Source organism: Aeromonas sp. TS_SC_11 (genome assembly GCF_057318915.1).
Genome location: NZ_CM170470.1, coordinates 3,828,866 through 3,854,229, shown reverse-complemented (window position 1 = coordinate 3,854,229; position 25,364 = coordinate 3,828,866). Strand labels below are relative to the sequence as shown.

The 25,364-nt window shown below is 63.5% G+C and carries 16 protein-coding genes and 1 pseudogene; 8 read left to right on the top strand and 9 right to left on the bottom strand.

Annotated features, from left to right (window positions below; genetic code table 11):
• Positions 1-7 precede the first annotated feature (7 nt).
• Together amoG and amoH are read left to right on the top strand one after the other, a co-directional pair.
• Positions 8-6,244: an amonabactin biosynthesis non-ribosomal peptide synthetase AmoG gene (amoG, locus tag AC1P02_RS17870; protein WP_485182797.1), complete on the top strand. Its 6,237-nt coding sequence runs from the start codon at positions 8-10 to the stop codon at positions 6,242-6,244.
• Complete coding sequence (gene amoH / locus AC1P02_RS17865) at positions 6,241-7,842, top strand: amonabactin biosynthesis glycine adenylation protein AmoH (protein ID WP_087755574.1); 1,602 nt, start codon at positions 6,241-6,243, stop codon at positions 7,840-7,842. Before amoG ends, amoH begins: the two co-directional genes overlap by 4 nt.
• A gap of 79 nt (positions 7,843-7,921) precedes the next feature.
• Here amoH and AC1P02_RS17860 read toward each other — a convergent pair whose 3' ends face one another.
• Positions 7,922-8,866, bottom strand: coding sequence for an amonabactin ABC transporter substrate-binding protein (locus tag AC1P02_RS17860; protein ID WP_087755575.1), 945 nt, complete (start codon positions 8,864-8,866; stop codon positions 7,922-7,924).
• A 158-nt stretch (positions 8,867-9,024) separates the two neighbouring features.
• Here AC1P02_RS17860 and amoD point away from each other — a divergent pair, with 158 nt between their 5' ends.
• Complete coding sequence (amoD, locus tag AC1P02_RS17855; RefSeq protein WP_087755576.1) at positions 9,025-9,750, top strand: amonabactin biosynthesis phosphopantetheinyl transferase AmoD; 726 nt, start codon at positions 9,025-9,027, stop codon at positions 9,748-9,750.
• Between the two features lie 68 nt (positions 9,751-9,818).
• On the opposite strand, the gene AC1P02_RS17850 is transcribed toward amoD, so the two are convergent.
• The 5 genes from AC1P02_RS17850 to AC1P02_RS17830 all read right to left on the bottom strand — a co-directional run bounded on the left by AC1P02_RS17850 (position 9,819) and on the right by AC1P02_RS17830 (position 16,060).
• Positions 9,819-10,622 (bottom strand): amonabactin ABC transporter ATP-binding protein, encoded by an 804-nt coding sequence (locus AC1P02_RS17850; RefSeq protein ID WP_058394042.1) that lies wholly within the window; start codon positions 10,620-10,622, stop codon positions 9,819-9,821.
• Positions 10,622-11,689, bottom strand: a complete 1,068-nt coding sequence (locus AC1P02_RS17845; protein WP_087755577.1) for an amonabactin ABC transporter permease subunit 1 — start codon at positions 11,687-11,689, stop codon at positions 10,622-10,624. The genes AC1P02_RS17850 and AC1P02_RS17845 overlap by 1 nt, the downstream gene beginning before the upstream one ends.
• Positions 11,690-11,703: 14 nt before the next feature.
• Positions 11,704-12,720, bottom strand: coding sequence for an amonabactin ABC transporter permease subunit 2 (locus AC1P02_RS17840; RefSeq protein WP_005315288.1), 1,017 nt, complete (start codon positions 12,718-12,720; stop codon positions 11,704-11,706).
• Positions 12,721-12,790: 70 nt separating this feature from the next.
• The gene (locus AC1P02_RS17835; RefSeq protein WP_485182796.1) at positions 12,791-14,764 is read right to left on the bottom strand and encodes a siderophore amonabactin TonB-dependent receptor; all 1,974 of its coding nucleotides are present in this window, start codon (positions 14,762-14,764) and stop codon (positions 12,791-12,793) included.
• Positions 14,765-14,821: 57 nt separating this feature from the next.
• Positions 14,822-16,060, bottom strand: coding sequence for a siderophore amonabactin export MFS transporter (locus tag AC1P02_RS17830; protein WP_485182795.1), 1,239 nt, complete (start codon positions 16,058-16,060; stop codon positions 14,822-14,824).
• A gap of 256 nt (positions 16,061-16,316) precedes the next feature.
• Here AC1P02_RS17830 and AC1P02_RS17825 point away from each other — a divergent pair, with 256 nt between their 5' ends.
• Positions 16,317-17,069 carry a hypothetical protein gene (locus AC1P02_RS17825; protein WP_485182794.1) on the top strand — a complete coding sequence of 251 codons (753 nt, stop codon included), beginning with the start codon at positions 16,317-16,319 and terminating at the stop codon, positions 17,067-17,069.
• A gap of 15 nt (positions 17,070-17,084) precedes the next feature.
• On the opposite strand, the gene AC1P02_RS17820 is transcribed toward AC1P02_RS17825, so the two are convergent.
• From AC1P02_RS17820 to AC1P02_RS17810, 3 genes and pseudogenes are all read right to left on the bottom strand, one after another.
• The gene (locus AC1P02_RS17820) at positions 17,085-17,546 is read right to left on the bottom strand and encodes a DUF2919 domain-containing protein (protein ID WP_021139146.1); all 462 of its coding nucleotides are present in this window, start codon (positions 17,544-17,546) and stop codon (positions 17,085-17,087) included.
• 151 nt (positions 17,547-17,697) lie between these two features.
• Positions 17,698-18,645 carry a magnesium/cobalt transporter CorA gene (gene corA / locus AC1P02_RS17815; protein WP_005315297.1) on the bottom strand — a complete coding sequence of 316 codons (948 nt, stop codon included), beginning with the start codon at positions 18,643-18,645 and terminating at the stop codon, positions 17,698-17,700.
• Positions 18,646-18,926: 281 nt separating this feature from the next.
• Positions 18,927-20,681: pseudogene (locus AC1P02_RS17810) on the bottom strand (electron transfer flavoprotein-ubiquinone oxidoreductase).
• Between the two features lie 126 nt (positions 20,682-20,807).
• Here AC1P02_RS17810 and AC1P02_RS17805 point away from each other — a divergent pair.
• The 4 genes from AC1P02_RS17805 (at position 20,808) to aroA (ending at position 25,352) form a co-directional block, all read left to right on the top strand.
• A complete protein-coding gene (locus AC1P02_RS17805; RefSeq protein ID WP_485182793.1) occupies positions 20,808-21,560 on the top strand; it encodes an electron transfer flavoprotein subunit beta/FixA family protein in 753 nt (250 codons plus the stop codon).
• Between the two features lie 94 nt (positions 21,561-21,654).
• Positions 21,655-22,584, top strand: coding sequence for an electron transfer flavoprotein subunit alpha/FixB family protein (locus AC1P02_RS17800; RefSeq protein WP_485182792.1), 930 nt, complete (start codon positions 21,655-21,657; stop codon positions 22,582-22,584).
• 224 nt (positions 22,585-22,808) lie between these two features.
• A complete protein-coding gene (gene serC / locus AC1P02_RS17795) occupies positions 22,809-23,897 on the top strand; it encodes a 3-phosphoserine/phosphohydroxythreonine transaminase (protein WP_485182791.1) in 1,089 nt (362 codons plus the stop codon).
• Positions 23,898-24,068: 171 nt separating this feature from the next.
• On the top strand, positions 24,069-25,352 hold the full coding sequence (aroA, locus tag AC1P02_RS17790) for a 3-phosphoshikimate 1-carboxyvinyltransferase (RefSeq protein ID WP_111587735.1): 1,284 nt from the start codon (positions 24,069-24,071) through the stop codon (positions 25,350-25,352).
• Positions 25,353-25,364: the final 12 nt, after the last annotated feature.

The following is a 25,364-nucleotide window of genomic DNA, read 5'->3' as shown; positions in this document are numbered from 1 at the left end:
GTAAGCCATGAACAATATGATAACGCTGCTAAAACAGCTGGAACGCCAGGGTGTCAGGCTGGCCCTCAACGAGAAAGGGCAGCTGATTTCTCAGTCGAGCAAGGAGGCACTGACCCCCGCCATCGGCGCCCAAATCAAGGCGCACAAGGATGAGCTGGTGCGCTGTCTGGCGGCTCGCGCCGCCTTCGAGGCCCCCATTGTCGCTCAAGGCGTTCAGAGCGGCCCGCTCTCGTCATCCCAGAGCGGGCTCTGGTTCATCGAGCAGTACGAGGAGGCCTCCCACCTCTACAATATGCCGGTCTACTTCAGGGTCCGTGGCGAGCTGGACACGGCGGCCCTGGAATTTGCCTTCGATCACCTGTTTGCCCGCCACCCCAGCATGCGCACCCGTTTCGTCAAGGACGAGGCGGGCAGGGGGGCCCAGGAGATACTGCCCCACGCGCCCTTCAAGCTGCAGATAGAGGATGTGAGCGCAGAGCCCGCAGCCGAGCGCGAGGCCTATGTGGCCAGGCGGGTGCGCGAGGAGATAGGGCGCCCCTTCTCTCTGACCAAAGGGGACTTGAGTCGGGTGCACCTTATTCGGTTGGGGTCCCATGAACATGTGCTGTTGATCACCCAGCACCACATCGTCTCGGACGGCTGGTCGGTCAAGAACATGTTTGCCGACTTGAAGCGCGCCTTCCTGGCCCATCAGAACCGGGAGCCCTTGAGCGTGCCCGAGTTGCCGCTCACCTACCTCGACTATGCCCACTGGTTCAATTCGCCGCGCTTTCTTGACTATCACGCCGAGTTCAAGCCGTTCTGGGTCGACCGCCTCGGTGGCAGCCCCGAGGTGCACGGCCTGCCGCTGGACAAGCCCCGCCCGGCCCATCAGGCCAGCGGCGGCGAGCTGGTCTTCTCCACCATAGACAACGCCCTGTGGGAGAGCTTCAAGCGGCTGTGCCAGCGCTACAACACCTCCAACTTCATCGGCCTGCATGCCCTGTTTGCCCTGCTGATGGTGCGCCAGAGCGGCGAGAAGGAAGTCGTCATAGGCACGCCGCTGGCGTACCGCGAGCGTCACGAGATAGAGTCCCTGGTGGGCTTCTTCGTCAATACCCTGGTGCTGCGTACTCAACTCACCGGCAAGCCCAGCTTTGTCGACTACCTGCAGCAGTGCCGGGAGGAAGACCTGGCGGCCTTCGATCACCAGCTCTACCGCTTCGAGGCGCTGGCCGAGGCCATAGGCGCCGATCGCACCACCGCCATCAACCCCATCTTCCAGATCATGCTGGTCTATCAGGCCAAGGTGGATTTCAACGATCTCATCCCCGGCTGCCAGCTGGTGGAGGAGACCTCGCCGGTGCTGCCCGCCAAGACCGACATCTCGGTCAAGGTGACCGAGTTGATGGATTCCGTCAGGGTGGACTGGTTGTTTGCCACCGCCCTGTTCGAGCGAGAGACCATCCAGTCTTACGCCGATCGCCTGCTGCACCTGATGCGCGCCGTGGTGGCGGCCCCCGAGACCGACATCTGGCAGCTGCCGCTGGAGGTGGGCACAGACCAGGCCGCGCTGGCCGCCGAGCTTGCCAGCCTGCCGCAGGATTACCCAAGCCGCGACACCCTGCTCTGCCACATCGAGCGCCGGGCCGCGCAGTTCCCCGATGCGTTGGCGGTGAGTGATGGCGAAGGCGCCCTGAGTTACGGCGAGCTGGAGGCGCGCGCCAACCGGCTGGCTCACTGGCTGCTGGCCCGAGGCGTGAAGCCGGGCGCCGCCATCGGCATCCAGGCCAGACGGGATGTGGCCTTCGTCATCGCCCTGCTCGCCTGCTGGAAGGCGGGGGCGGCCTATGTGCCGCTCGACCCGGCCTACCCCGCCGAGCGGCTGGCCCATATCCTCGGCGACGCCAGCATTGCGCTGGTGCTTGGAGGGGAGCCGGATGCCCGGCTCGCCGAGGCCATCAAGGGCACAGATGCCGGTTACTACAACCTGCATCGGCTGGCGCTGGATGGGTTGCCAACCAGCACTCGCGCCATCCCCCGGGACGCGGCCATGCTGGCCCAGATCATCTACACCTCCGGCAGTACCGGCTTGCCCAAGGGGGTCATGGTGGAGCAGGGCAGCCTGATCAACTTGATGGCGGATCATGCAGAACGCATCCTCCTTGATCAGGATGGCGCCATGTTCAACTGCATGTCCCTCTCGTTCGATGCGGGCAACATGACAACCCTGCTGCCGCTCTACTGCGGCGCGGCCCTGCACTTTGGCGAGCCGGGTGAGGGGGCCATCACGGCTGCGATCAACTGTGGCGCCAGCCATATGATCCTGCCCACCGCCCTGCTGGCTAACCTGTTGCCACCGACCGATCTCGGTTCTCTGCGCGCCCTCGGCTTTGGTGGCGAAGCCTGCCCGAGCTGCCTGGTGGAACGCTGGGGGGAGCGGGTAGCACTCTTTAACATGTACGGCCCGACCGAGTGTACAGTCACGGCGCTCTGCGCGCGGCTGGTGCCGGGTCAGCCCATCACCATAGGCCAGCCCATCAGCAATTTAAAAGCGCTGATCCTGGACGAAGGGGGCAACCTCTGCCCCGTGGGGGTGCCCGGCGAGCTCTGCCTGAGTGGTCTCGGCCTTGCCCGTGGCTACCTCAATCTGCCTGAGCGCACTCAGGAGGCTTTTATCGAGCTGGCTCTCGACGGTCGTACCCATCGCCTCTACCGCACAGGCGATCGGGCGCTCAGGCGCCGCGACGGCAACATCCAATATCTGGGCCGGATTGACGAGCAGATCAAGCTGCGGGGCTATCGCATCGAGCCCGGCGAGATAGAGACGCAAGTCGCCGCGCTGTGCCCGGCCATCCGCCAGATCAAGGTGGTGGTGCAGGAGGGTCGCCTGCTGGCGTACGCCTGCCTGCATGAGGGGGCGAGCGAGCCGGACGGCGAGGCCCTGCTGCAACGGGCTGGCGAATGCCTGCCCGAATACATGGTGCCGGTGCGGCTCTGCTGGCTGCCCGAGATGCCGCTCACCCCCAACGGCAAACTGGACCTGCGCCGCCTGCCTGCCATTGATTGGCAGCAGAGCAAGCGCGAGCCGCAGAGCGAGCTGGAGCAGACTGTGCTCGCCATCTGGCAGGGGGTGCTCAAGCAACCCCTCGGAGTGGAGGATGACTTCTTCCGCCTGGGGGGTGATTCCATCCTCAGCATCCAGCTCACCACAAGGCTGCGGGATGCGGGGCTGCACTGCAGCGTCAAGGACGTGTTCGAGGCCAAGACGGTGCGCCGCCTCTGCCGCCAGCTCGGCCAGCAGCAGGCGGTCAGCCACCAGACCGAACAGGGCAACCTGGTCGGCGGTTTCCCGCTCCATCCCATCCAGCACTGGTTCTTCGAGCAGGGCTTCGCCAAGCCCGGCCACTGGAACCAGGGGGTAATACTGCGCCTGCCTGCCGGGGTGGACGATGTTGCCTTGCATGGCTGGCTGACTACCCTGCGCCAGCATCACGACGCCCTGCGTCTGGCGGTGACCCCGGGCGGCCAGCGCTATCTGGCCGAGCTGGCGCTGCCGCCCTTGCCGACCCTGGATGCAGAAACACTCGGCGGGGCTGAACTGCAGGCCCGCCTGACCGAACTGCAAGGGGATCTGGATCCTGCCAGCGGCCACACCCTGGCCTGGGCCCGCCTGCGCAACCTGGCCATCGAGGGTGAGGCCGATCCGGTGGAGGGGCTTTTCCTTGCCTTCCACCATCTGGTCATTGATGCAGTCTCCTGGCGCATTCTGGCCGAGGATCTCGCCCGGGTGAGCAGGGGCGAGCCCCTGCCCGCCAAGGGCAGCAGCTATCGCCAGTGGGGCGAAGGGCTGGCCGCCTACGCCCTGCGCGAAGAAGATCAGCTGGCGTTCTGGCTGGCCCAGGGGGAGGGCAACCAGCGAGGACTGCTGGAAGCACAGCGCGCCGAAAATGGCCGCGCCGCCGCCAGCCTGCTGCAACTGGACAAGGAGACCACAGCCCGCTTGATTGACCCGGCCAATCAGGCCTTCTTCACCCGGGTACCCGACTTGTTGCTGGCCGCCCTGACTCGCACCTTGAGCCAGCTGGGCTATGGCGCACGCCACTGCGTGATGCTGGAAGGGCACGGGCGAGAGGCAATCGATGCTGAACTCGATGTGAGCCGCACCCTGGGCTGGTTCACCAGCACCTATCCGCTGGCGCTGGCCGATGAGCCAGAGTGGGATGCGCTGGTGTGCGCCACCAAGGAGCGGCTGCGGGCCGTACCGGACAAGGGGGTAGGCTTCAACGCCCTTCGTCTGCACCATCCCCGTGGCTGGGAACTGCCCGAGGCCCTCATCGTCTTCAACTATCTGGGAGTCAGCCATCAGGGCGCTGCAGGTCAGCCCTGGCAGCCCCTGCCCATGGCGCCGGGGGCGCCCTCCTCACCGGACAACTTGCCACGCGAGCTCATCAGCCTGCACGGGGGCGTCTATGACGGCTGCCTCACCCTGCGCCAGGTAGGCGCCCTCAACCAGCAAGGGAGCGACGCCCTGATGGTGAGATTGGCGGCCAACCTGCGTGCCCTGGTGGATCACTGCTGTGGGGTGAGCGCCCCGCACCACACCCCGAGCGACTTCCCGGGGCTTGGCCTCTCGCAAGCGGCGCTCGACCAGGTGCTGAGCGGGCGCGAGGTGGAGACACTGCTGCCCATGACGTCCTTGCAGCAGAGCATGCGCTATCACAGGGAGCTGGCGCCCCGTGACACGGCTTACCATCTGCAGACCGAAATGGCGTATCGCCAGCCACTGGACCTGGCGGTCTACCGACAGGCCTGGCAGGCGCAGATCGCCCGCTGGCCGGCCCTGCGCAGCGAACTGGTGCTGGCGGATGGGGTGGCGCTGCAGCGCATCCTGCGCCATGCCGAGCTGCCATTCCACTATCAGGATCTGGTGGGGGATGAGCAGGCCGAGGCGCGCATCGCGGCCTATCGCCAGCAGGATCTGGCCCGCCCGATCCCGCTCGAGCAGGCTCCCTTGCTGCGGGTCGCCTGCTTCAAACTGGCACCCGATCACCACAAGGTCATTTTCAGTGCCCACCATGGCGTGCTGGATGGCTGGAGTGGTCCCGTATTGCTGGGCTCCCTGCATCGCTGCTATCAAGCCCTGATGAACGGCCTGCTGCCGCAAGCCGAAGCGGATGGGGCCTGGCTCGAATTTGGCCGTCATATCGCGAGCCAAACCCGCGCCAGCGAGGCCTACTGGCAGGGACGCGCCGAGCTGTTGGCCCGACCCAACGATCTCTCCCGCTTGTTTGGGGTGGCGCTGGAGCCGCAGCTGACGCAGCACAGGCCTGCGGTGTGCGGCCAGACCCTGGCGCCGCACGTGTCGGCTCAACTGGAAGCCCGCGCTCGCGAGTTGGGGGTGACCACGGGCTTGCTGGCCCAGTATGCCTGGCATCGCCTGTTGGCCCGCTGCTGTGGCGACGACATCACCCTGGTGGGCAACGTGACGCCGGGCCGGGATTTCCCCATCGAGGGGATTACCCAGAGCGTCGGCCTCTATATCAACAGCCTGCCGCTTATCCTGGATTGGCGCACCGAGGCGACCCTGGCCGAGCATATCGCCCGGCTGCAGTCGGATTTGATGGCCCTCAATGAGCACGGCACCCAGTCGCTCGCCGCGCTGACGCAGGGCAGGGCGCGCCTGTTCCAGAGCCTGTTCGTGTTCGAGAATTATCCGGTGCCGGCGCTGTCGGAGGAGCCAGAACCCCATCAGCTGGTGCCGCGCTTTGGCGCCGTGGTGGAGAAGGTGGAGCTGCCGCTCTCCCTGGTGGTGAACGCCCGCGGCGGTCAGTTCAATCTGCGCTTTGAGTTCGACGGGGATCTGATCCCCATGGCGAAGGCCGAAGCCGTGCTGGCCGCCTGGCTGACCGAGCTCGGCTGGCTGGCGGGGGCGCACTTTGCGCTGCCGGCCAGACCCGATGAGATGAGCCTGCCTGCCCCCGTGGCAGCGCGCGTCGCGGCGCCAGTCGCTGAGCCCTGTCCGCCTGCGGCTCGTCCGCTGGTGGCCCTGTGGGAGCGCCAGTGCGGCGTACCCGGCGTCTGGCAACAGACCCTGTGTGAACTCGGGGTGGATTCGGTGCAGCAGCTCGCCCTGCTGGCGGCTCTCAATGCTGCCTTTGCCGGCGAGCGTGCGCCGCTCACCCTGCGGGATCTCAAGGCCCATTCATCCCCCAGCCGGCTCTATCAGCACTGGCTGGTGCGGCTGCCCGAGGAGGTGCTATGACGGCCCTGACCCAAGTTGAAAAAGAGAGCGTCAAACCGCTCGCAAGCCGGGAGATGGGCAGCTTGCAACGCCGTACAGCCGCCGAGCAGACCCTGGGCTCGCGTCTGGCCCATTGCCTCGCCGCCACCCCGCTGGCCCCCGCCATCGGCATGGGCGGGGTCGGTATGAGTGAGCAAGGCATGAGTGAGCGCGGCATAGGCGAGACCGGACCCGGTGCCTGGCTCAACTATGGCGAGCTCAGCCTGCGGGTCGGTCAGATCGCCGCCCGCCTGCAGGGGCTGGCGGTGGGAGAGCGGGTCGGCCTCTATCTGGCGCGAGGCCCGGATCTGGTGGCCTGCCTGCTCGCCTGCCTGCGCCTCGGCCTCACCTTTGTGCCGCTCGAGCCGGATTTCCCGGTGGAGCGGCTGCAGGGTATCGCCCGTCAGGCCCGGCTCTCGGCGGTGATCTGCGATGGAGATCGGGAGGTACCGACCTTCGGCTGTCCGCTGCACTCCCTCGCCGGTCTCGGTCACGCGGGGGCTGCGACCGTGCAGTGGCCCAACGTGGACGATGCGCTGGCGGCCTACATGATGTTCACCTCGGGCTCCACCGGCGAGCCCAAGGGGGTGGTCATCAGCCGGCGGGCCTTGCTCTGCTTCCTCGACGGGATCCGCGAGCGGCTCGGGCTATCACCTAACTGCCATTGGCTCTTTATCACCACCCCGGCCTTCGACATCTCGCTGCTGGAGATGCTGGGCCCGCTTTGGGGCGGGGGCCGGCTGACGGTGGCCGGCGGCCAGCACAACAAGGATCCGCTGGGAATGATGGCGTTGCTTGAGGCGGATCCTTCCATCAACTTCCTGCAGGCCACCCCGGCTTGCTGGCGCATGCTGCTCAAAGCAGGCTGGCAGGGGCGCGAGCGCCTCACAGCACTGTGTGGCGGCGAGGCGCTGGACTCGGGATTGGCCGAGCAGCTCTGCAGTCGCACCCAGCGGCTGTGGAACTGCTACGGGCCGACCGAGGCCACCGTCTGGTCGCTGGTGAGCGAGGTGCGCTGGCCGCCGGCGGAGGGGCAGATCACCATCAGCCACAGCCTGCCCGGCTACCGCCACTGGGTGCTGGACGAGGTGGGGCTGCCGGTATCTGAGGGGGAGTGCGGCGAGCTCTGCATCGAGAGCCCGGCCCTGTGTGAAGGCTACTGGCGCAAGCCGGCCTTGACGAGCGCCGCCTTCCTGCGGGTCGATGCCCATCGCCTCTATCGCACCGGCGATCGGGTGCGCCGACTGGGGGCGGATCGCTTCCTCTATCTGGGGCGGCGCGACGATCAGGTCAAGCTGCGCGGTTTTCGCATTGAGCTCGGGGAGGTGGAGGCGGGCCTTCGCCGCCAACCCGGGGTGCAGGAGGCGGCGGTGCGCCTCTTTGGCGAGGGGGACGAGGCCATGCTGGTGGGCTATGTGGAGGCCAAAGCCGGGGTGATCCTCAATCGCCTCGCCCTGCGCAAGGGGTTGCAGGCCACGCTGCCGCACTACATGGTGCCGGCGCGGATCATCCTGCTCGATGCCCTGCCCAAGACAGGCAGCGGAAAATTGGATAGAAAGGCGCTGCCACTGCCTGAATAGGGCGACTGGAAAGCGCCAAACGTCCATAAAAAAGAAGCCCGCATGATGCGGGCTTCTTTTTTGCCATATGAGCGCGGGCTTATTGGGTGATGGGGGCCGCATCCGGTTTGGCGAGCAGCAGCTCGACGTCGTCGATCACCTTGAGGGCCGCCTGGGGGCCGCCGGTGGAGGTCCACAGCGAGCCGTCCACGGCGCCAAAGCGCTTGCCCTTGATGGCGTTCAGTTGCTGGAAGGCCGGGGTCTGCTCGGCCTGCTTCATGGCATCCACCGCATCGCCGCTGGCGCTCAGGGTGCCTATCACCAGCCAGTCACCGTCCAGCAGGTTGAGGGACTCCAGGCTCAGGGCCGGGGAGTGGGGGGTCTTGTCGCCGATCTGGTGGGTCGGACGGGTCAGCCCCATCTCTTCCACCACGCTGCTGGCGAAGGTGCCGCTGTGCATGTAGCTCGGGCCCTTCGGGTTCCAGCGCACTATGCTCAGGCGCTCGCCCTGATGCTTGGCAAGCTTGCTGCGGGCCTCTTGCAGGCGGGCGTCATACTGGGCGAGGAAGGCCTTGCCCTCGGCGTCCCGGTTCAGCACGTGGGCGCTGCGATTGAAGATCTCCTTCCAGGAATCACCCCAGTTGCCGGTGACGACTGTGGGGGCTATCTCTTGCAGCAGGGTCAGCAGCTCGGGTTTGGTCTGGCCGGTCAGGATGAGATCCGGCTCCAGGTCGATCAGCCGCTCCAGATTGGGGTTGTCCAGATCGCCGACCACGGCGATATCCTTGCCCGCCTTGTTCAGCAGGTAACGGGGCAATGTGCCCTGGCCACGACCGTTGACGGTGCCGACCGGCTGCAACCCCAGGGTCAGGGCCGTATCCAGATCGATTTCGCTCAGCACCACCACCCGCTTGGGCTGGGTGGGCACGACCTGGGTCTTGCCATCGGCATCGGTCACCTGACGGGTCTCGGTGCTGGCCTGGGCCTGAAAACCGACCAGGCTGGCCAGCATGAGCACGGCGGCCAGGGGGGAGGAGATCTTCATCGTTACATCCTTCTTGGTGAAATCAGCGAAAAACCGGGCCCCAAACGGGCGGACTTATGCTATCACAAATTCAAATGATAAAAATTGTCATTTGCGTTTGTGGTGCTGGGAGGGGGTGATTTGCTACCATGATCGCTCTCGAACCAAGGGCCTTTTCGATGCCAATCGCTCCCCAGGCTGCTGGATCCCGAGGCAGCTTTATCCTGCAGGCCGACTGCCTGCCGCTGCCCAGTGCGGCGCATATTGCGCTGCAGCGGGTCTGCTTCGATCCCGCCGCCTTCACTCCGACCTGCTATGAGCAAGTCCGGATCCTGCTGCCCGCCAGCTTGCAGCGCGCGGCCCCCAAGCGGCTGGGGGAGTTTCTGGCCGGTCGGCTGGCGGCGCGCCAGGCCCTGCAGAGCTTTGGGCTGGGTGATCACGTGGTGGCCATAGGCTCGGCCCGCGAGCCGCGCTGGCCTGCGGGGTTTGAGGGCAGCATCAGCCACAGCCTGTTGCAGGGGCGCGGCATGGCTCTGTGTGCGGTACGTCCGGGTCAGGCAGGGATGGGGCTGGATCTGGAAGCCTGGCTGGAGGATGGGCAGGCGAGCGAGCTCTGGCCCGGCATTGTGAATGATGAGGAGTGGGGACGGCTGCAGCGCTGTCCGCTCGGTCCGGCCTTGGGGTTGACCCTGGTGTTCTCCGCCAAGGAGAGCCTGTTCAAGGCGCTCTACCCCAGGGTGGGGCGCTATTTTGACTTTCTCGATGCTCGCTGGCTGGCCATGACGGAGCAGACCCTCACCCTCGAACTAAAAAGCGCGCTGACCCCGGATCTGCCTGCCGGCTGGCACTGTACCCTGCACTGGCAACGCTTGCCGGGGGGCGTGCTGACCACGCTTGTGCTCTGAACGTGCCTCTGCCGTTCGGTGTCATGGGATAAAAAAACCGCCATCAAGGCGGTTTTTTTATCCTGCGTTCAGGCTTGCTGCTTCATGGCAAAGGCCTGCGGGCGGCGGCGCGGCACTATGATGGGAGCGCCATCGCCGGGGGCGTGCAGTATGTCCACGTCGGTCTGGTAGAGGCGGTCGATGAGGGGCTTGGTCACCACCTCGCGAGCCGGGCCCATGGCCTGGATCTTGCCCTCGCCGATGGCGATCAGCTCGTCGCAGTAGCGAGCGGCGGTGGCGAGATCGTGGATGACGATGAGCACCGTCTTGCCCTCGGCGGTGATCTGGTGGATTGCCTCCATCACCTCGGTCTGGTGGCCGATATCCAGCGCACTGGTGGGTTCATCCAGCAAGATGATGTCCGCGTCCTGGGCCAGCACCATGGCCAGCCACACTCGCTGGGCCTGGCCGCCGGAGAGGGAGCTGGCGCTCTGTTGCAAGATGTCGCCAAGCTGCATCCGCTCGCAGGCCCAGCGCACCATGCGGGCATCCTCTTCACTCCACTGATTGAACCAGCCCTGATGGGGGTGGCGGCCGTACTGCACCAGCTGCTCGACCTGAATGCCGGCGGGCACCAGGGGACGCTGGGGCAGGTAGGCAAGCTCCCGGGCCAGCGCCTTCATGCCATAACTCTCCAGCGGTTTGCCCTTGAGCAGTATCTCACCGGATTGGGGCTGCTCCTGGCCGGCCAGCAGCTTGAGCAGGGTGGATTTGCCGCCGCCATTGGGGCCGACGATGCCGACCAGCTTGCCCTTGGGAATGGTGAAGGAGATGTCGTTGAAGACGGGCTTTTGCTGATAGCCGAAGTGGAGGCGATTTAGGGTGAGGGTCATCAGTCGGTTCTCTGTCTGTCTTTGATCAGAATAAACAGCAGCAGTATGCCGCCAAGAATACGGGTCATGATGCCGGTGGCGACCTCATGGGGGCTGGCCAGTACCCGCACCAGGGTGTCGCTCGCCAGCAGCAGCAGGGCGCCACACAGGGCGGCAATCCACAGTGGCACTATGCGATCCCGGCTCATCCAGGAGGCGAGTATGGGGGCCGCCATGGCGATGAACACCACAGGACCGCCGATGGCGGTGCCAAGGGCCGCCACGACGATGGCCTGGGCCAGCACGCCGAGCTGCACCCGGTTGACGTTTACCCCCAGGCTCTGTGCTGTGACAGGGCCAAGACGCAGCACGCCCAGGGCGCGGGAGAGATAAATGATCCAGGGACAGACCAGCAGGATCAGGATCCCCACAGGCAAGACTGTGTTGTAGCCCTGGCCGACGAAGTTGCCCATGTTCCACAGGTAGAGGCTGGTGAGGTGCACCAGCGACTGGGTGGACATGACGAACTGGCCGATGGCGTTCATCAGCTCGGAGACGCCGATGCCGATCACCACGAACAGATAGCCTTGCTCCCCCGGCTTGTTGCACAGGGCGTAGAGCACGGCGGCTGCAAACAGGGCGCCGAGTGGCGCGGCCCACCAGGGCCAGCTGCCCAGAGTGAGGTAGAGGGAGAAGGCGATGATGGCCAGCGACGCCCCCTCGTTGACCCCTATCATGTCCGGGGTGGCGAGGCGGTTGCGAATGAGGGTCTGCACCAGGCAGCCGGAGAGGCCCATGGCAGCGCCTGCCACCAAGACGGCGACGATGCGCGGCAGCCGGATCTTGAAGACAGTCACCTCATCGAGCCGGCTCCCCTCGCCAAGCAGGGTCTGCATGACCCCCAGCATGGTGAGCTTGCTTGAACCCAGGGTCAGCGCCAGCAGGGAGAGCAACGCCAGTACGAGCACCAAGCCCAGGGTGATAAGCCAGGCGCGGCGGTGCAGCAGCAGGGTGCGTTCACCCAGTCGCAGGCAGAGGGTGCCAGAGGGGAGTGAAGCGTTCAGCGATGTGTTCATTGGATTGTTCATGAGGCAGGGCGACCTTATTTGACGGCCAGCAGGGAACGGAAGCCACCGCTGCGTACCACCATGATGAGCACGGGGGCACCGATCAGCGCCAGGATCACGCCGTTGGGCAGCTCGAACGGCTGGATCAGCCAGCGGGCCAGTATGTCGGCCCCCAGCAGGAACAGCACACCAAACAGGGCGGAGAAACGCACCTGGATGGCGAGGCGCACCGGCTCCACCAGACGGGCGCAGTAGGCGGCCAGAAAGCCGACGAAGCCGATGGGGCCGGCGATGGCGATGGCGCAGGCGGTAAACAGGGTGGCGGCCAGCAGCACACCGATCCGCACCCGGGTCGGCCGTATGCCGAGGGCCTGGGCCTGGTTGTCTCCCATCTGCATCAGGGTGAGCTGGCGGCACAGGGCCAGGGTCAGCAGCAGACCGGCCAGGGCGAAGGGCACCACAGTGAGCACGGCGTCGAGATCCGAGGCGGCCAGAGACCCCAGGTTCCAGAAGCGGAACTGCTCCAGCACCACCTTGTTGGAGAGCAGCAGGAAGTTGGAGAGGCCGCCAAAGGTGGCGGAGAGGGCGACCCCCACCAGGATGAGCTTGAGCGGATTGGAGCGACCCACCATCAGGCCGAGACCCAGTACGATGAGGTTGCCAAGCAGGGCACCCATGCCGGACCAGAGCAGGTAACCGTAGGCGGATTCAACGCCAAAATAGGTCAGCCCTATCACTAGGGCGAAGACGGCGCCGGCGTTGACGCCGAGCAGGCCGGGCTCGGCCAGCGGATTGCGGGTGGCGCTTTGCAGCATGGAGGCCGCCAGCGCGAGACAGACGCCCACCACCAGGGCACACAGGGTGCGGGGCAGACGCAGGGTATGAATGATCATGGCGAGCTTTTCGTCGGCCATGAGGGCGGGATCGCCCAGCAGAAATCCGGCGACCTCGCGGCCACCATAGACACCGGCACCCGTGGCCAGTGACAGACAGATCAGCATGAACAGGAGAACAACTCCCAGCCAGAACAGCTGTGTTTGGTGTCTGAGCACCCGGATACTCCTTATTGTCGAGGCGATAAAAACGGAAAAAGGGAGCCCGCTTGGGCTCCCGAACAGGGGATTATAGCTTGTAATTCACCCCGGCATAGACGGTGCGACCTTCCAGAATGAAGTCGGCGTCGGTGGCGACCTGGTCACGCTGGGTGTTGGTCAGGTTGGTGATGCCGAGTTTGAAGTCGAGCGCCGGCGTGACTTTCCAGTTGGTGTTGAGGTCCAGGGTCTGATAGTGCTTGGACTTGAGCGCCTGAGAGTTGTGCATCGGCACCTTGATGAACTGGCTGCCCACGTATTGCCAGGCCAGGTTGGTGCTGACGATCTCGGTGGCTTGCCAATCCAGGCTGAGGTTGCCGGTGTGATCCGGGGTCTTGGCCAGATCGTCGCCCGTGCTCTTGTCTTGGGAATCCAGCAGGCTCCAGTTACCGGTCAGCTTGACGTTGTCCAGTACATCGACCCAGCCGGTCAGCTCCAGCCCTTTCACCCGTGCCTTCTTGACGTTGAGGTAGGTCATGACGGTCGGACGGTAGCCCGGACCCCACTGATCGCTCTGGATCAGATCTTCGATGTCGTTGTGGAAGCCGGTCACACCTGCGCCGAAGCGAGCGCTCTCGTAGGCGGTGCCCAGCTCATAGCTGACGGCGGTTTCCGGTTTCAGGTTCGGGTTGCCGACCACCTTGCAGGCGCCACGGCAGGCGGTGGTGGCGAAGCCTTCGCTGGACTGGGCCAGGGTCGGTGCCTTGAACGCCTTGCCGGCGCCACCCTTGATCACCCACTCGTCGGTCAGTTTGTAGAGGGCATAGGCGCGCGGGCTGAATTCGTTGCCATAGGTTTCATGATGGTCGAGGCGGCCGGAGAGGGTCAGCGCCAGATCCCCCAGGCTGAATTCGTCCTGCAGATAGAGGGCGCTCTGGCTGGCATCCACGCTGCCGTTGGTGATGCTGCGGCTGTGCTCCAGCTCGGTCTTGCGCATCTCGGCACCCGAGGTCAGCAGGTGATCCCCCAGATAGCCGCTCAGCTGGCCATCGACAGTGTGGTTGGTCTGGGTGACATCGGCGGCGCCGCCATTGAGCTGGGAGTCATCCATCAGATCCGTCTGCTCGAAGTAGTAACGAGCCCGGCTGTCGAAGTGCTCCCAACGGCCGTTGTGGGTCAGCCCCAGGCTCAGACGATCGAGTTTTTGCACGTTGTGCGGGGTGGCCGGTGCGGTCGGGGCACGGGGCACGTTGTTGAAGTAGCTGTCCATGTCGTTCTGGTTGTAGCCCAGATCGAAATCGATATCCTGGTTGTCACTGACCAGCCACTTCAGGCTGGAGAGCACATTGACCACTTCCCGTTTTTCCAGCGCATCGGCATCCAGGTTGTTGGACTGATCGCTGTGCCAGCGGTCGCGCTGATAGCCTTCCACCACCACGCTGCCCAGCAGCTTGTTGTCGATGAGGGCACCGGAGACAAAGGCGCTGCCCTGGTTGGCATCGCCACCGTCGCCCTTGGTGGGCATGGAGTGGGTGTAGCCGAAGGCCGCTTCCGTTTTCTCCTTGGCCTGGCGCAGGATCACGTTGACCACGCCGCCCAAGGCATCGGCACCGTACAGGGAGGAGACGGGGCCACGGATCACTTCGATGCGCTCTATGGCCGCCATGGGGATGGAGCTCAAGTCGAAGTCATTGCCAAAGGAGCTGCCCAGGGTCTCACGGGCGTTGACCCGTTTGCCGTTGATCAGCAGCAGTGTGTAGTCGCCGCCCATACCGCGGATCTTGATCTCGCTGCGACCTGTGGGGTTGGTGCCTATGATGTTGACACCCGGCACATGCTTGAGGGCATCGCCTATGTTGTTGGCGTTCATCTTGTCCAGATCGGCGCGGGTCACCACAGAGACGCTGGCCGGGGCGGACAGTTCCGTGTGCTTGGTCTGGGTGGCGGTGACCACCATGGTCTCGTTGGCTTTGGGCAACTCGGCCTGGGCCAGGCCCGGCAGGGCAAACAGACCGAGGGAGAGCAAAATCGGGTTCAAGCGAAATACGCCAGGCTGCAACTGCATAGTCAAAACTCCATGAATAAAACAGAGGTTATGGGGTCCGGCTCTGGGGCCGGTGGCTCACTGACTTCCCTGTCTGGCCGTACCAGACGCGGGGTTATTGTTATTCCTTGTCTGCGCCAGTCCCTTGAGCAGGAGCCAGACGCCACCACAGGCCAGCAGGCTGCAGGCAATATTGATCCAGGCAAGCCCTGCAAAGCCGTGCAGGGCACCTGTGCTGTCCGAGAAGAGATACCTGGCCGAGATCAGGCTGCCGAGACCCGCCGCCACATTGGTCACCGTGCCCTGAAAAGACATGAAGGCGGCGCGCTGATGGGGGGCCGGAATGGCGGCCGTGATGGCGAGCGTGGTGCTGGATCGGGCCGAGCTCAGCGCCATGAAGAGGGTAAACAACAGATAGACGGGCACGCCAACGGGGGCGGCGAAGCCGAGCAGGGTGACCAGTGCCAGCAACAGGCTGGTGATCAGGATGGCGGCCAGCGCCCGGCCCTGATCGATCCAGCCACCGCACAGCCGCATGGTTGCCATGCTGGCGAGGCCGCCACACAGGTAGAGGGCGGCGATCTGCTCGCGGGGGAAGGCGAGGTTGAACTGGAAGTAGTTGGCAAAATGCGGGATCAGCAGGAAATGACCGAACATCTGCAAAGAGAGAATGAGCAGAGCGCCCTGGCAGAGCGGCGATCCCAGCAGCTGGCGCAGCCCGCTACCCTGGGGAGAACGGGTGATCGGCAGGGAGGGCAGCAGCAGGGCGCACAGCAGGGCCAGCAGCAGGCCGCCAGCACCGAACAGCAGGAAGGGGCTCTGCCAGCCGAGCCATTGGGCCAGGATGAGGGCAATAGGCACTATCAGGATGGCGGCCAGCGAGAACGCCATCCCCACATAGGCGAGGCGGCGGCCCCGCTCGGCCGGGGGGACCAGGTCCAGCACGGCGGCCATCAGGATGGCGGAAAGAGGCCCGGCCACGCAGCCCGACAGTATGAACAGCATCAGCAGCTGCTGGCTGTTCTGAACCAGGGCGCAAGCCATCAGCAGCAAGAAGCGCAGGGTCAGCAGCACCAGCAGGGCGGGTTTGCGGTTGACGCGATCGAGCCAGGGGGCTGCGATGAGGCCCATCAGGGCCGCGCCAAGGGTGGCGCCGCCGCTGAAATAACCGGTTTGCTCCGGTTGCATGCCGAGGCTGATGACCAGATCCGGCCCAAGGGGCATCACCATCATCATGCTGCCCATGGAGAGCATGTTGATCAGCATCGCCAGATGGATGGCAGCAGGGGTAGTGGTGACGGCGTTTGCTGGCTTCATCAGAAGTGGGCTCGAAAAAATGAGTCCGAATTGTATCCGAGCGATTTTTACGTGACAACAAATGGTAATCATTTTTATTTGTGTTATTTGATCTATCTCCGTCCTTTCCGCTCGCAGGCTGCCAAGGGGGGCGCTCCGGCCCATGCCGCCATTGCCCCTGGGGTGCAAAGTCATTGAAAAGCGAGGCAGATGGATCATGATGGTGACAGCCAGACTGGCAGAGGCGGTGAGCCGGGCTTCCGGACAGGAGAGAGAGATGAAAAGGTGGCGTTGGAGCGGGATCTTGTTGCTGTGGGGGCTCTGGTGCCTGCCGCTGCGGGCCGAGGTCAAGGTGATCCCGGTATTCGAGGCCGAGGCCATGGTGCAGACCCTCAAGGAGATCTACCCGGACCTCGGGGTGAGTGCCATGGGCAACCAGCTGGTGCTGAGCGGCCGTGCGGCCCAGTTGCAGGAGGCCGAAGCGACCCTGGCCAAACTCAACCAGCCGCCCCAGAGCCTGCTTGTCGAATGGCGGGTGGATGGTGCCTCAAGCGGTCAGCAGATAGAGGCGGGTATCGGTGGTGATGCGGCCAAACGGCAATGGTTGCTTGAGGGCAATGCCCGGCAATACCAGCGCAGCCAGAACGACAGCTGGCAGGTGCGCGGCCTGTCGGGGCGGCCCGTGTTGCTGCAGATGGGATCCTACCAGCCGGTCACCTTCTATCAGTGGCGTGGTGGTCAGGTGGTGGGCTTGATGCCGCTCATCAACGGTCTCTACGCCACCGCCACCCTGATAGGGGACAGGGTGCAGATAGCGCTCAGCAGTGAGCAGGCCAGACTGGAGCAAGGCACCCTCACCACGGGGCAGAACGCCACCGAGGTGAGCGGTGCCCCGGGTCAGTGGCTGACGGTAGGGGAGTTATCCACTAAATCGGCCGGGCAAGGGAGCAGCCTGGGTACCCAGTTGCAGGGGGGGAGTGGTACTCAGAGCGATCGCCAGACCCTGCAGATCCGGGTCACTCGTCAATGAGTGACCCCTGCATGCTCAGTGAGGTTGATCGGCCGCGTATTCGCGGATCTGGCGGCTGCGCAGCAGATACCAGAGTGCCCAGAGGCTGCCGATCAGCACCAGGGCGGTGGGCCAGCTGAACGACCATTTCTGCAGGTTGAGGCTGTGCAGCTGCATTACCAGGCCGCTGATGGTGGAGCAGAGCAAGAGGCCGCGGCTGTGGCGTCTGAGCCAGGCGCGCACGCTGTCAGTCTGCTGATAGGTGCCGCCAAAGGCGAGCAGTGCCAGCATGGCGGGCACGTCAGTCAGCAGGCTGATGTAGAGGCTGATCTTGTCCGGATAGAAGAGGGTCAGGATCTCGCTGCCGCTCTCGCGGGTGACCCCGGCCATCAGAAACAGCCAGACCGAGCGGGTCAGCAAGAGGGCGATGGGCCAAAACCAGAGGGGAGGGCGCAACTGGCCGTGATCGTCATATCTGTGTTCGGGGTAGAGGGTCATGGTCGCCCGTTATCGCCTGGGTTGTGCAAATGATGAAGAGGATATGGGGCAGAGTGGCGCCCTTTGCAAGGCATGCCGGGTGACACGAATTAATCGGGGGGCCAGTGCCCCCCCAATCCATCGTCTCTTCTTATCGCACTTTCTGGCGGCGTTACAGCCAGCCCTTGCGCTTGAAGAAGAGGCCTGTGCCGAGGGATGACATCACCATCAGCACCAGCGACATGGGATAGCCATACTCCCAGGCCAGCTCCGGCATACGACCGAAGTTCATGCCGTAGATGCTGGCGATCAGGGTCGGCGGCAGGAAGATCACGGCGGCCACCGAGAAGATCTTGATCACCTTGTTCTGCTCCAGATTGGTGACCCCCATGGAGGCCTCCAGCTGGAAGTTGATCTTGTCGAACAGGAACTGGGTGTGGGGCAAGAGGGACTCCACGTCGTGCAGCATCTCGTCGATCCACTTGTTCTGCTCGCCCGTCATGCGCTGGCGCAGGCTGCGCTTGAGAAACCGCAAGGCGCGACGGGTATCGTGCAGGGAGAGACGGATCTGGCCGTTGGCCTCTTCCTGCGCCATCAACTCCTTGAGCATGGGATTGATCTGGTCCGGCTCGAAGATTTGATCGGCGGTGTTTTCCAGGGTCTTGTAACCGTCTTCGATGAGATCCGAGAGGTACTCCACCTTGAGGTTCTGCACCTCCAGCAGTATGTCGAGGGCATCCTCCACCTCCAGCCTGTCCTGGCGCATGTAGTGGCGCAGCAGGCGCACCAAGCCGATGTCATCCTCGCGGATGCTGATCAGCAGGTTGTTGCGCAGGGTAAAGGAGACGTGGACACCCTTGGTGTCACGACCGATCCGCTGGGGAAACAGGGAGTGAATGTGCAGACCATCGGTATCCCAGTAAAAGCGGGCGGATGCTTCGATGTCGTCCAGCTCTTCCTTGTCGGGGACCTCTTCCAGAAACAGGCCGGTCAACCATTCTCGCTCCGCCGTGTCCGGCTTGTAGGCATCCAGCCAGACGGTGTTGTCAGGCAGTATGTCGTCAGGCCCGAGCGTGACTATGTCCAGTACCTTGTTATTGAGAATGTAGGCGGTGATCATCTGTCCCCCCTTAAAAAGTCGTGGGTCATCAGGGATGGTTGCACAGGTCATGCGGCCTTAGATCGCGTAGAAAGCGATCCCGTGGATAAGCGAAACGGGCCGATGGAAAACCTGAATGCGGCGAACTATACAGGGGCGGGGAGCGCTTGTCAGGGCCTATTCATCCTAGGTTCAGCCTGTTCGCTCAAAAAAACAGCGAGGTCGGATCAGCGGATCCGGCCGCGAAAGTGACTGCCTGTTCACTGCCGCATTGTGCAAAGTGCCACCCGGTGGGACAGGCATCATCTATTGGGATAGTTGGGTCCTGACCCTCCTTGCGGTGGCGTCCAGACGATGTTCTGGGGCTGAGCATCTTTGATGTCACCTCTTGGTATCGCTGCACTTCATCACATATTGGGATAGTTGGGCCCGGATCCTCCCTGCGGTGGTGTCCAGATGATGTTTTGGCTCGGATCCTTGATGTCGCAAGTCTTGCAGTGAATGCAGTTGGCCGCGTTGATCTGCAAATAAGGCTGGCTCTCGCTCTCCACTATTTCGAACACCCCGGCCGGGCAATAACGCTGGGCGGGCTCGGCCCAGGTGGGCAGGTTGACCGCCACCGGGATACTCGCGTCCTGCAACTTGAGGTGGCAGGGCTGATCCTCATCGTGGCTGGTGTTGGCGAGATAAACAGAAGAGAGCTTGTCAAAGCTGAGTTTGCCGTCCGGTTTGGGATAGCTGATGGGCTGACAACGGCTGGCCATGCGCAGCTGACGGTAGTCAGGCTCCTTGTCCAACAGTGTGATAGAGCCCAGCAGAGGGAAGGAGGCACCCCGCTGCTCCAGCCAGTTGAAGGCGCCGCCAAGCCAGGGGCCCCAACGATGCAGGGCCGCCCCAAAGTTGCGGGCGGTTTTGAGCTCCTGCCCCAGCCAGCTCTGTTGCAGCGCATCCTGATACTCGGCCAGATCCCGGCCCCCCTCATCACCGCCGCGCAGCGTCATGGCGACGGTTTTCGCCGCCAGCATCCCCGACTTCATGGCGGTGTGGATGCCCTTGATGCGGGAAAAATCCAGGGTACCGGCGTCGCAGCCGATCAAGAGACCACCGGGGAAGTGCATGCGGGGCAGGGAGTGCCAGCCACCCTTGGTGATGGCGCGGGCACCGTAGCTGAGGCGCTCGCCCCCCAGCAGAGTCTGTGCGATGAGGGGATGGTGCTTGAGGCGCTGGAACTCGTCGAACGGGCTGAGCCAGGGGTTGCTGTAGTTGAGATCGACAATCAGCCCGACCGCCACCTGATTGCCCTCCATATGATAGAGGTAGAAGCCGCCCTGGCTCTTGCCGGTGCGCAGCCCGGCCAGTGGCCAGCCGCTGCCGTGCAGCACCTGGCCCGGTTTGGCCTGGCCTGGGGGGACTTGCCACAGCTCCTTGAAACCGATGGCGTAATGCTGCGGCTGGGCGCTGTTTTCCAGATTGAACTCGGCGATCAACTGCTTGCCCAGATGGCCGCGAGCACCTTCGGCAAACAGGGTATAGCGACCATGGAGCGCCATGCCGGGCACGTGATCCGATTTGGGATTGCCCGCTCTGTCCAGCCCGAGATCGCCGGTGATCACACCCCGCACCCGTCCCGCTTCCATGATGAGCTCGCTTGCGGTAAAACCCGGGTATATTTCGACTCCCAGCTGCTCGGCCTGTTGACCGAGCCAGCGGCAGAGGTTGCCCAGGCTCAGAATATGGCTGCCATCATTGTGCATGCGCGGCGGCACGGCCCAGTGGGGCAGTTGCAGGGCGCGACGCTCGTTTTGCAACAGATGAACCTGATCATCGTTGACGGGGATGCCAAGGGGCGCCTGCTGCCAGCTGTCCGGCAACAGCTCCTTGAGGGCGACGGGATCGAACAGGGCGCCAGAGAGCAGATGGGCGCCGATTTCCGCTCCTTTTTCCAGCACGCAGACCGAGAGATCGGCATTGTGCTGCTTCAGGGCGATGGCTGCACTGAGTCCTGCGGGGCCGCCACCGACGATGACGACATCAAATTCCATTGCTTCGCGTTCCATCTTGCCTCTGCGCTCGACTTGGCCTAGGGTAGTGCTGGTAGTTTACGTAAACGTAAAGCAATTGTAAGCAAAAAAATGCGAGGGTTCGTCAATGGATTCACTCAAGAAAAGCGAGGGATGCGCGTCATGAAGCTGCTGGTCGCGATCAAACGGGTAGTCGACTACAACGTCAAGATCCGGGTGAAGGGAGACGGCTCCAACGTGGAGCTTGCCAATGTGAAGATGGGTATCAACCCGTTCTGTGAAATCGCGGTGGAGGAAGGTGTTCGGCTGCGGGAAGCCGGTATCGCAAGCGAGCTGGTGGTGGTGACCTTCGGACCTGAGGCGGCCGCCGAGCAGCTGCGCCATGCCCTGGCGCTGGGGGCGGATCGGGCCCTTCACTATGTGACCGATGAGACGCTCACTCCGCTGACGGTTGCTCGCGCCCTGAAAAAGGTGTGTGAGCAGGAGCAGCCATCACTGATGCTGCTCGGCAAGCAGTCCATCGATTCTGACAACAACCAGGTGGGCCAGATGCTCTCGGCCCTCACCGACTGGCCGCTGGCCACCTTTGCCTCCGCCATCAAGCTGGTGGAGGGGGAGTTGCAGGTGACCCGCGAAATCGACGGTGGCCTGGAGACCCTCGGCATGCCCTTGCCTGCCGTGGTGACGGTGGACCTGCGCCTGAACGAGCCCCGCTTTGCATCGCTTCCCAACATCATGAAAGCCAAGCGCAAGCCACTCGAGAGTGCCCCCTTCGCGACCCTTGGCGTCGAACCTGCCGGCCACACCCGGCTGCTCGGTGTGATGGCGCCAGCCGTGCGCAGTGCCGGCATCAAGGTCGGCTCTGTGGACGAATTGCTGGATAAACTCAGGAACGAAGCCAAGGTGCTGCCATGAGCATTCTGGTCATGATGGAACATATTGGGTGTCGCCCCCTGGCTGGGATAAGGGCTGGTGCAGTGGAAAGAGTCGCTAACGATAAGGTGCAGCCATGAGCGTACTGGTTATTGCTGAACATCATCAGGGCAAGCTTGCCGACAACGTGGCCCAACTGGTCACGGCAGCGGGCCAGCTCGGCGGCGAGGTGCATCTGTTGCTGCTGGGCCAGGGACTGACCGAGGCGGGCGAGCAGGGTGCCAGCCTGCAAGGAGTGGACAGGGTGCTGCTGGCCGAACATCCCATGTTGGCGGAAGGGTTGAATGACGGCGTCGCTCCCCTGCTGTCTGATATTGCACGGGACTATCAGCACTGCCTGATGGCGGCGAGCACCCAGGGCAAGGATATGTTGCCCAGGGTAGCGGCACGGCTTGGGATGGAGATGCTCTCCGAGGTGATCGGCATAGAGAGTGGCGATACCTTCCTGCGCCCCATCTATGCGGGCAACGCCATTGCCAGGGTAGCGAGCTCGGCCCCCATCAAGGTGCTGACCATCAGGCCGACCGCCTTTGCCAAAGCCGAGTTTGGGACTGGGCAGGCTGCCGTCGAGCGCCTGCCGGTGGCCGATGTGGCATGTCGTATCCGTCTGGTCGAGCGCCGCGCCGTGTTGTCCGTCAGGCCGGAACTCACGGCAGCGCGGGTCGTGGTCTCCGGCGGACGGGCCCTTGGCTCCAAGGCGCAGTTTGCCCTCATAGAAGCGCTGGCCGACAAGCTGGGCGGGGCGGTTGGCGCATCGCGCGCCGCCGTTGACGCCGGTTTTGTGGCCAACGATCTGCAGGTGGGCCAGACCGGCAAGGTGGTTGCTCCCGAGCTCTATATCGCGGTAGGCATCTCGGGGGCCATCCAGCATCTGGCGGGCATGAAGGAGTCGAAGGTGATAGTGGCCATCAACAAGGACAGCGAGGCCCCCATTTTCCAGGTGGCTGACTACGGTCTGGTGGGGGATCTGTTCACCCTGCTGCCCGAGCTCACCGCCAAACTCTGATCTTGTCTGCAATGGGGGCTTGCTGCTTTGGATGTGTGCAAAGCCCCATTTCCATGCACATTCCCCGCAAGCCCTGACCCGTTCAGGGCTTTTTCGATGGCAGCCCGACTTGACCCGGGTGACAAAAGCTTGAGCCAGCTCCCAAAAAGCCTTTGATCCTGGGGCGGCTCTTGTGTAAAACCAGACAAGTCATCGATTACTCTCATCCACTCACGGAAAGCGTCATGAGCAAACAGATTTACAACTTCTGCGCCGGCCCAGCCATGTTGCCGGTTGAAGTCATGGAGCGCGCCCAGCGCGAATTTTGTAATTTTCAGGGGCTGGGAGCCTCGGTCATGGAGTTGTCCCATCGCGGCAAGCCCTATATGGCGGTCGCCGAGAAGGCCGAAGCCGATCTGCGCGACTTGCTGGCGGTGCCGGACAACTACAAGGTTCTCTTCATGCACGGTGGTGGTCGCGGCCAGTTTTCCGCCGTGCCCATGAATCTGCTGGGAGGCGCGAACAAGAAGGCTGACTTCCTGCTGACCGGTGTCTGGTCCCAGAGTGCCGTGGATGAAGCCCGCAAGTATGGTGATATCCAGACGGTGCAAGGGGTTGCCAAGAACGAGCAGGGGATCTCCCATTTGCTGCAGAGCCTGGCGTTTCGCGCCGATGCAGCCTATGTGCACTACTGCCCGAACGAAACCATTGATGGCATAGAGATGTTCGACATCCCGGCCACCGGCGATGTGCCCCTGGTCGCCGATCTCTCCTCCACCATCCTCTCCCGTCCCATGGATGTGAGCCGTTTTGGGGTCATCTACGCCGGAGCCCAGAAGAACATAGGCCCGTCAGGGCTGGCCATCGCCATCGTACGTGACGATCTGCTGAACCAGGCGAGAGCCGACGTGCCCTCGATTTTTGACTACCAGCTCACCGCCAACAACGACTCCATGTTCAATACCCCGCCCACCTATGCCTGGTATCTGGCCGGTCTGGTGTTCGAGTGGCTGAAAGAACAGGGTGGGCTCGAGGCGATGGCCGCGCGCAACAAGGCGAAGGCCGATTTCCTCTACGGCTACCTCGACGACTCCAGCTTCTACGGCAACAAGGTGGATGTCAGCTGCCGTTCCCGCATGAACATACCTTTCCAGCTGAAAAATGACGCCCTGGACAAGCAGTTCCTGGCCGAGTCGGAAGCCGCCGGTCTGTTGGCACTGAAAGGGCACCGCATCGTCGGTGGCATGCGTGCCAGCCTCTATAACGCCATGCCGCTGGAAGGGGTCAAGGCCCTGGTGAGCTTTATGGATGGCTTTGCCAAGCGCCACGGCTGAGGCGTTGTTCCCCAATTGCAGACGCCGGGGATTCCCCGGCGTCTGTTTTTTCAGTGGATCCTGATCGGCCGAGAGTCTGGCCCGCTTTTGTGCCACGCGCGGTCTTGCCGAGCAAGGCGCGGGCTGCTAACGTCCGGTCAGGTGATTTAATTGAGATAGTACAGGAAGTCTATGAATTCGTTGCGTTTGGAACCCATTTCTCGTGTGGCCGGTGAGGTCAATCTGCCCGGCTCCAAGAGCGTATCCAATCGGGCTTTGTTGCTGGCGGCCCTTGCCCGTGGCACCACCCGGCTGACCAACCTGCTCGACAGCGATGATATTCGTCATATGCTGGCGGCGCTGACCCAGCTCGGGGTCAAGTACAAGCTTTCCGCCGACAAGACAGAGTGCACAGTGCACGGTCTGGGTCGCAGCTTTGCAGTATCGGCGCCGGTCAATCTGTTCCTCGGCAATGCCGGTACTGCCATGCGTCCCCTCTGTGCGGCCCTGTGTCTGGGATCCGGTGAATACATGCTGGGCGGTGAACCCAGGATGGAAGAGCGTCCCATCGGCCATCTGGTGGATGCCTTGCGTGAAGCGGGCGCCCATATCCAGTACCTGAAAAAAGATGGTTACCCGCCGCTGGTGGTGGATGCCAAGGGTCTCTGGGGCGGTGACGTACACGTCGATGGGTCCGTCTCCAGCCAGTTCCTGACGGCGTTTTTGATGGCGGCACCCATGGCGGCCGGCGATACCCGTATCCACATCAAGGGGGAGCTGGTCTCCAAGCCCTACATCGACATCACGTTGCACATCATGAAACAGTTCGGAGTGGTCATCGAGCACGACAACTACAAGCTGTTCTACATCAAGGGCAACCAGAGCTATGTCAGCCCAGGTGACTTCCTGGTGGAAGGGGACGCCTCCAGCGCCTCTTACTTCCTCGCGGCAGGTGCCATCAAGGGCAAGGTGCGGGTGACCGGCATCGGCAAGCACAGCATTCAGGGCGATATCCACTTCGCCGACGTGCTGGAGAAGATGGGGGCGCGCATCACCTGGGGTGACGATTTCATCGAGGCGGAGCAAGGCCCGCTGCACGGCGTCGACATGGACATGAACCATATTCCGGATGCGGCCATGACCATAGCGGTCGCGGCACTGTTTGCCGAGGGGCCCACCTCCATTCGCAACATCTACAACTGGCGGGTGAAGGAGACGGATCGTCTGCACGCCATGGCCACCGAGCTGCGCAAGCTGGGTGTGGAGGTGGAGGAGGGGCACGACTTCATTACCGTGACGCCGCCGGCCAGCCTCAAGCACGCGGCCATCGACACCTACAACGATCACCGCATCGCCATGTGCTTCTCGCTGGTGGCGCTGTCCGATACCGCCGTCACCATCAATGATCCGGGCTGTACCTCCAAGACCTTCCCGGATTACTTCGACAAGCTTGCCGGCATCAGTCAGGCTGTTTGATCTCTTGAGGCC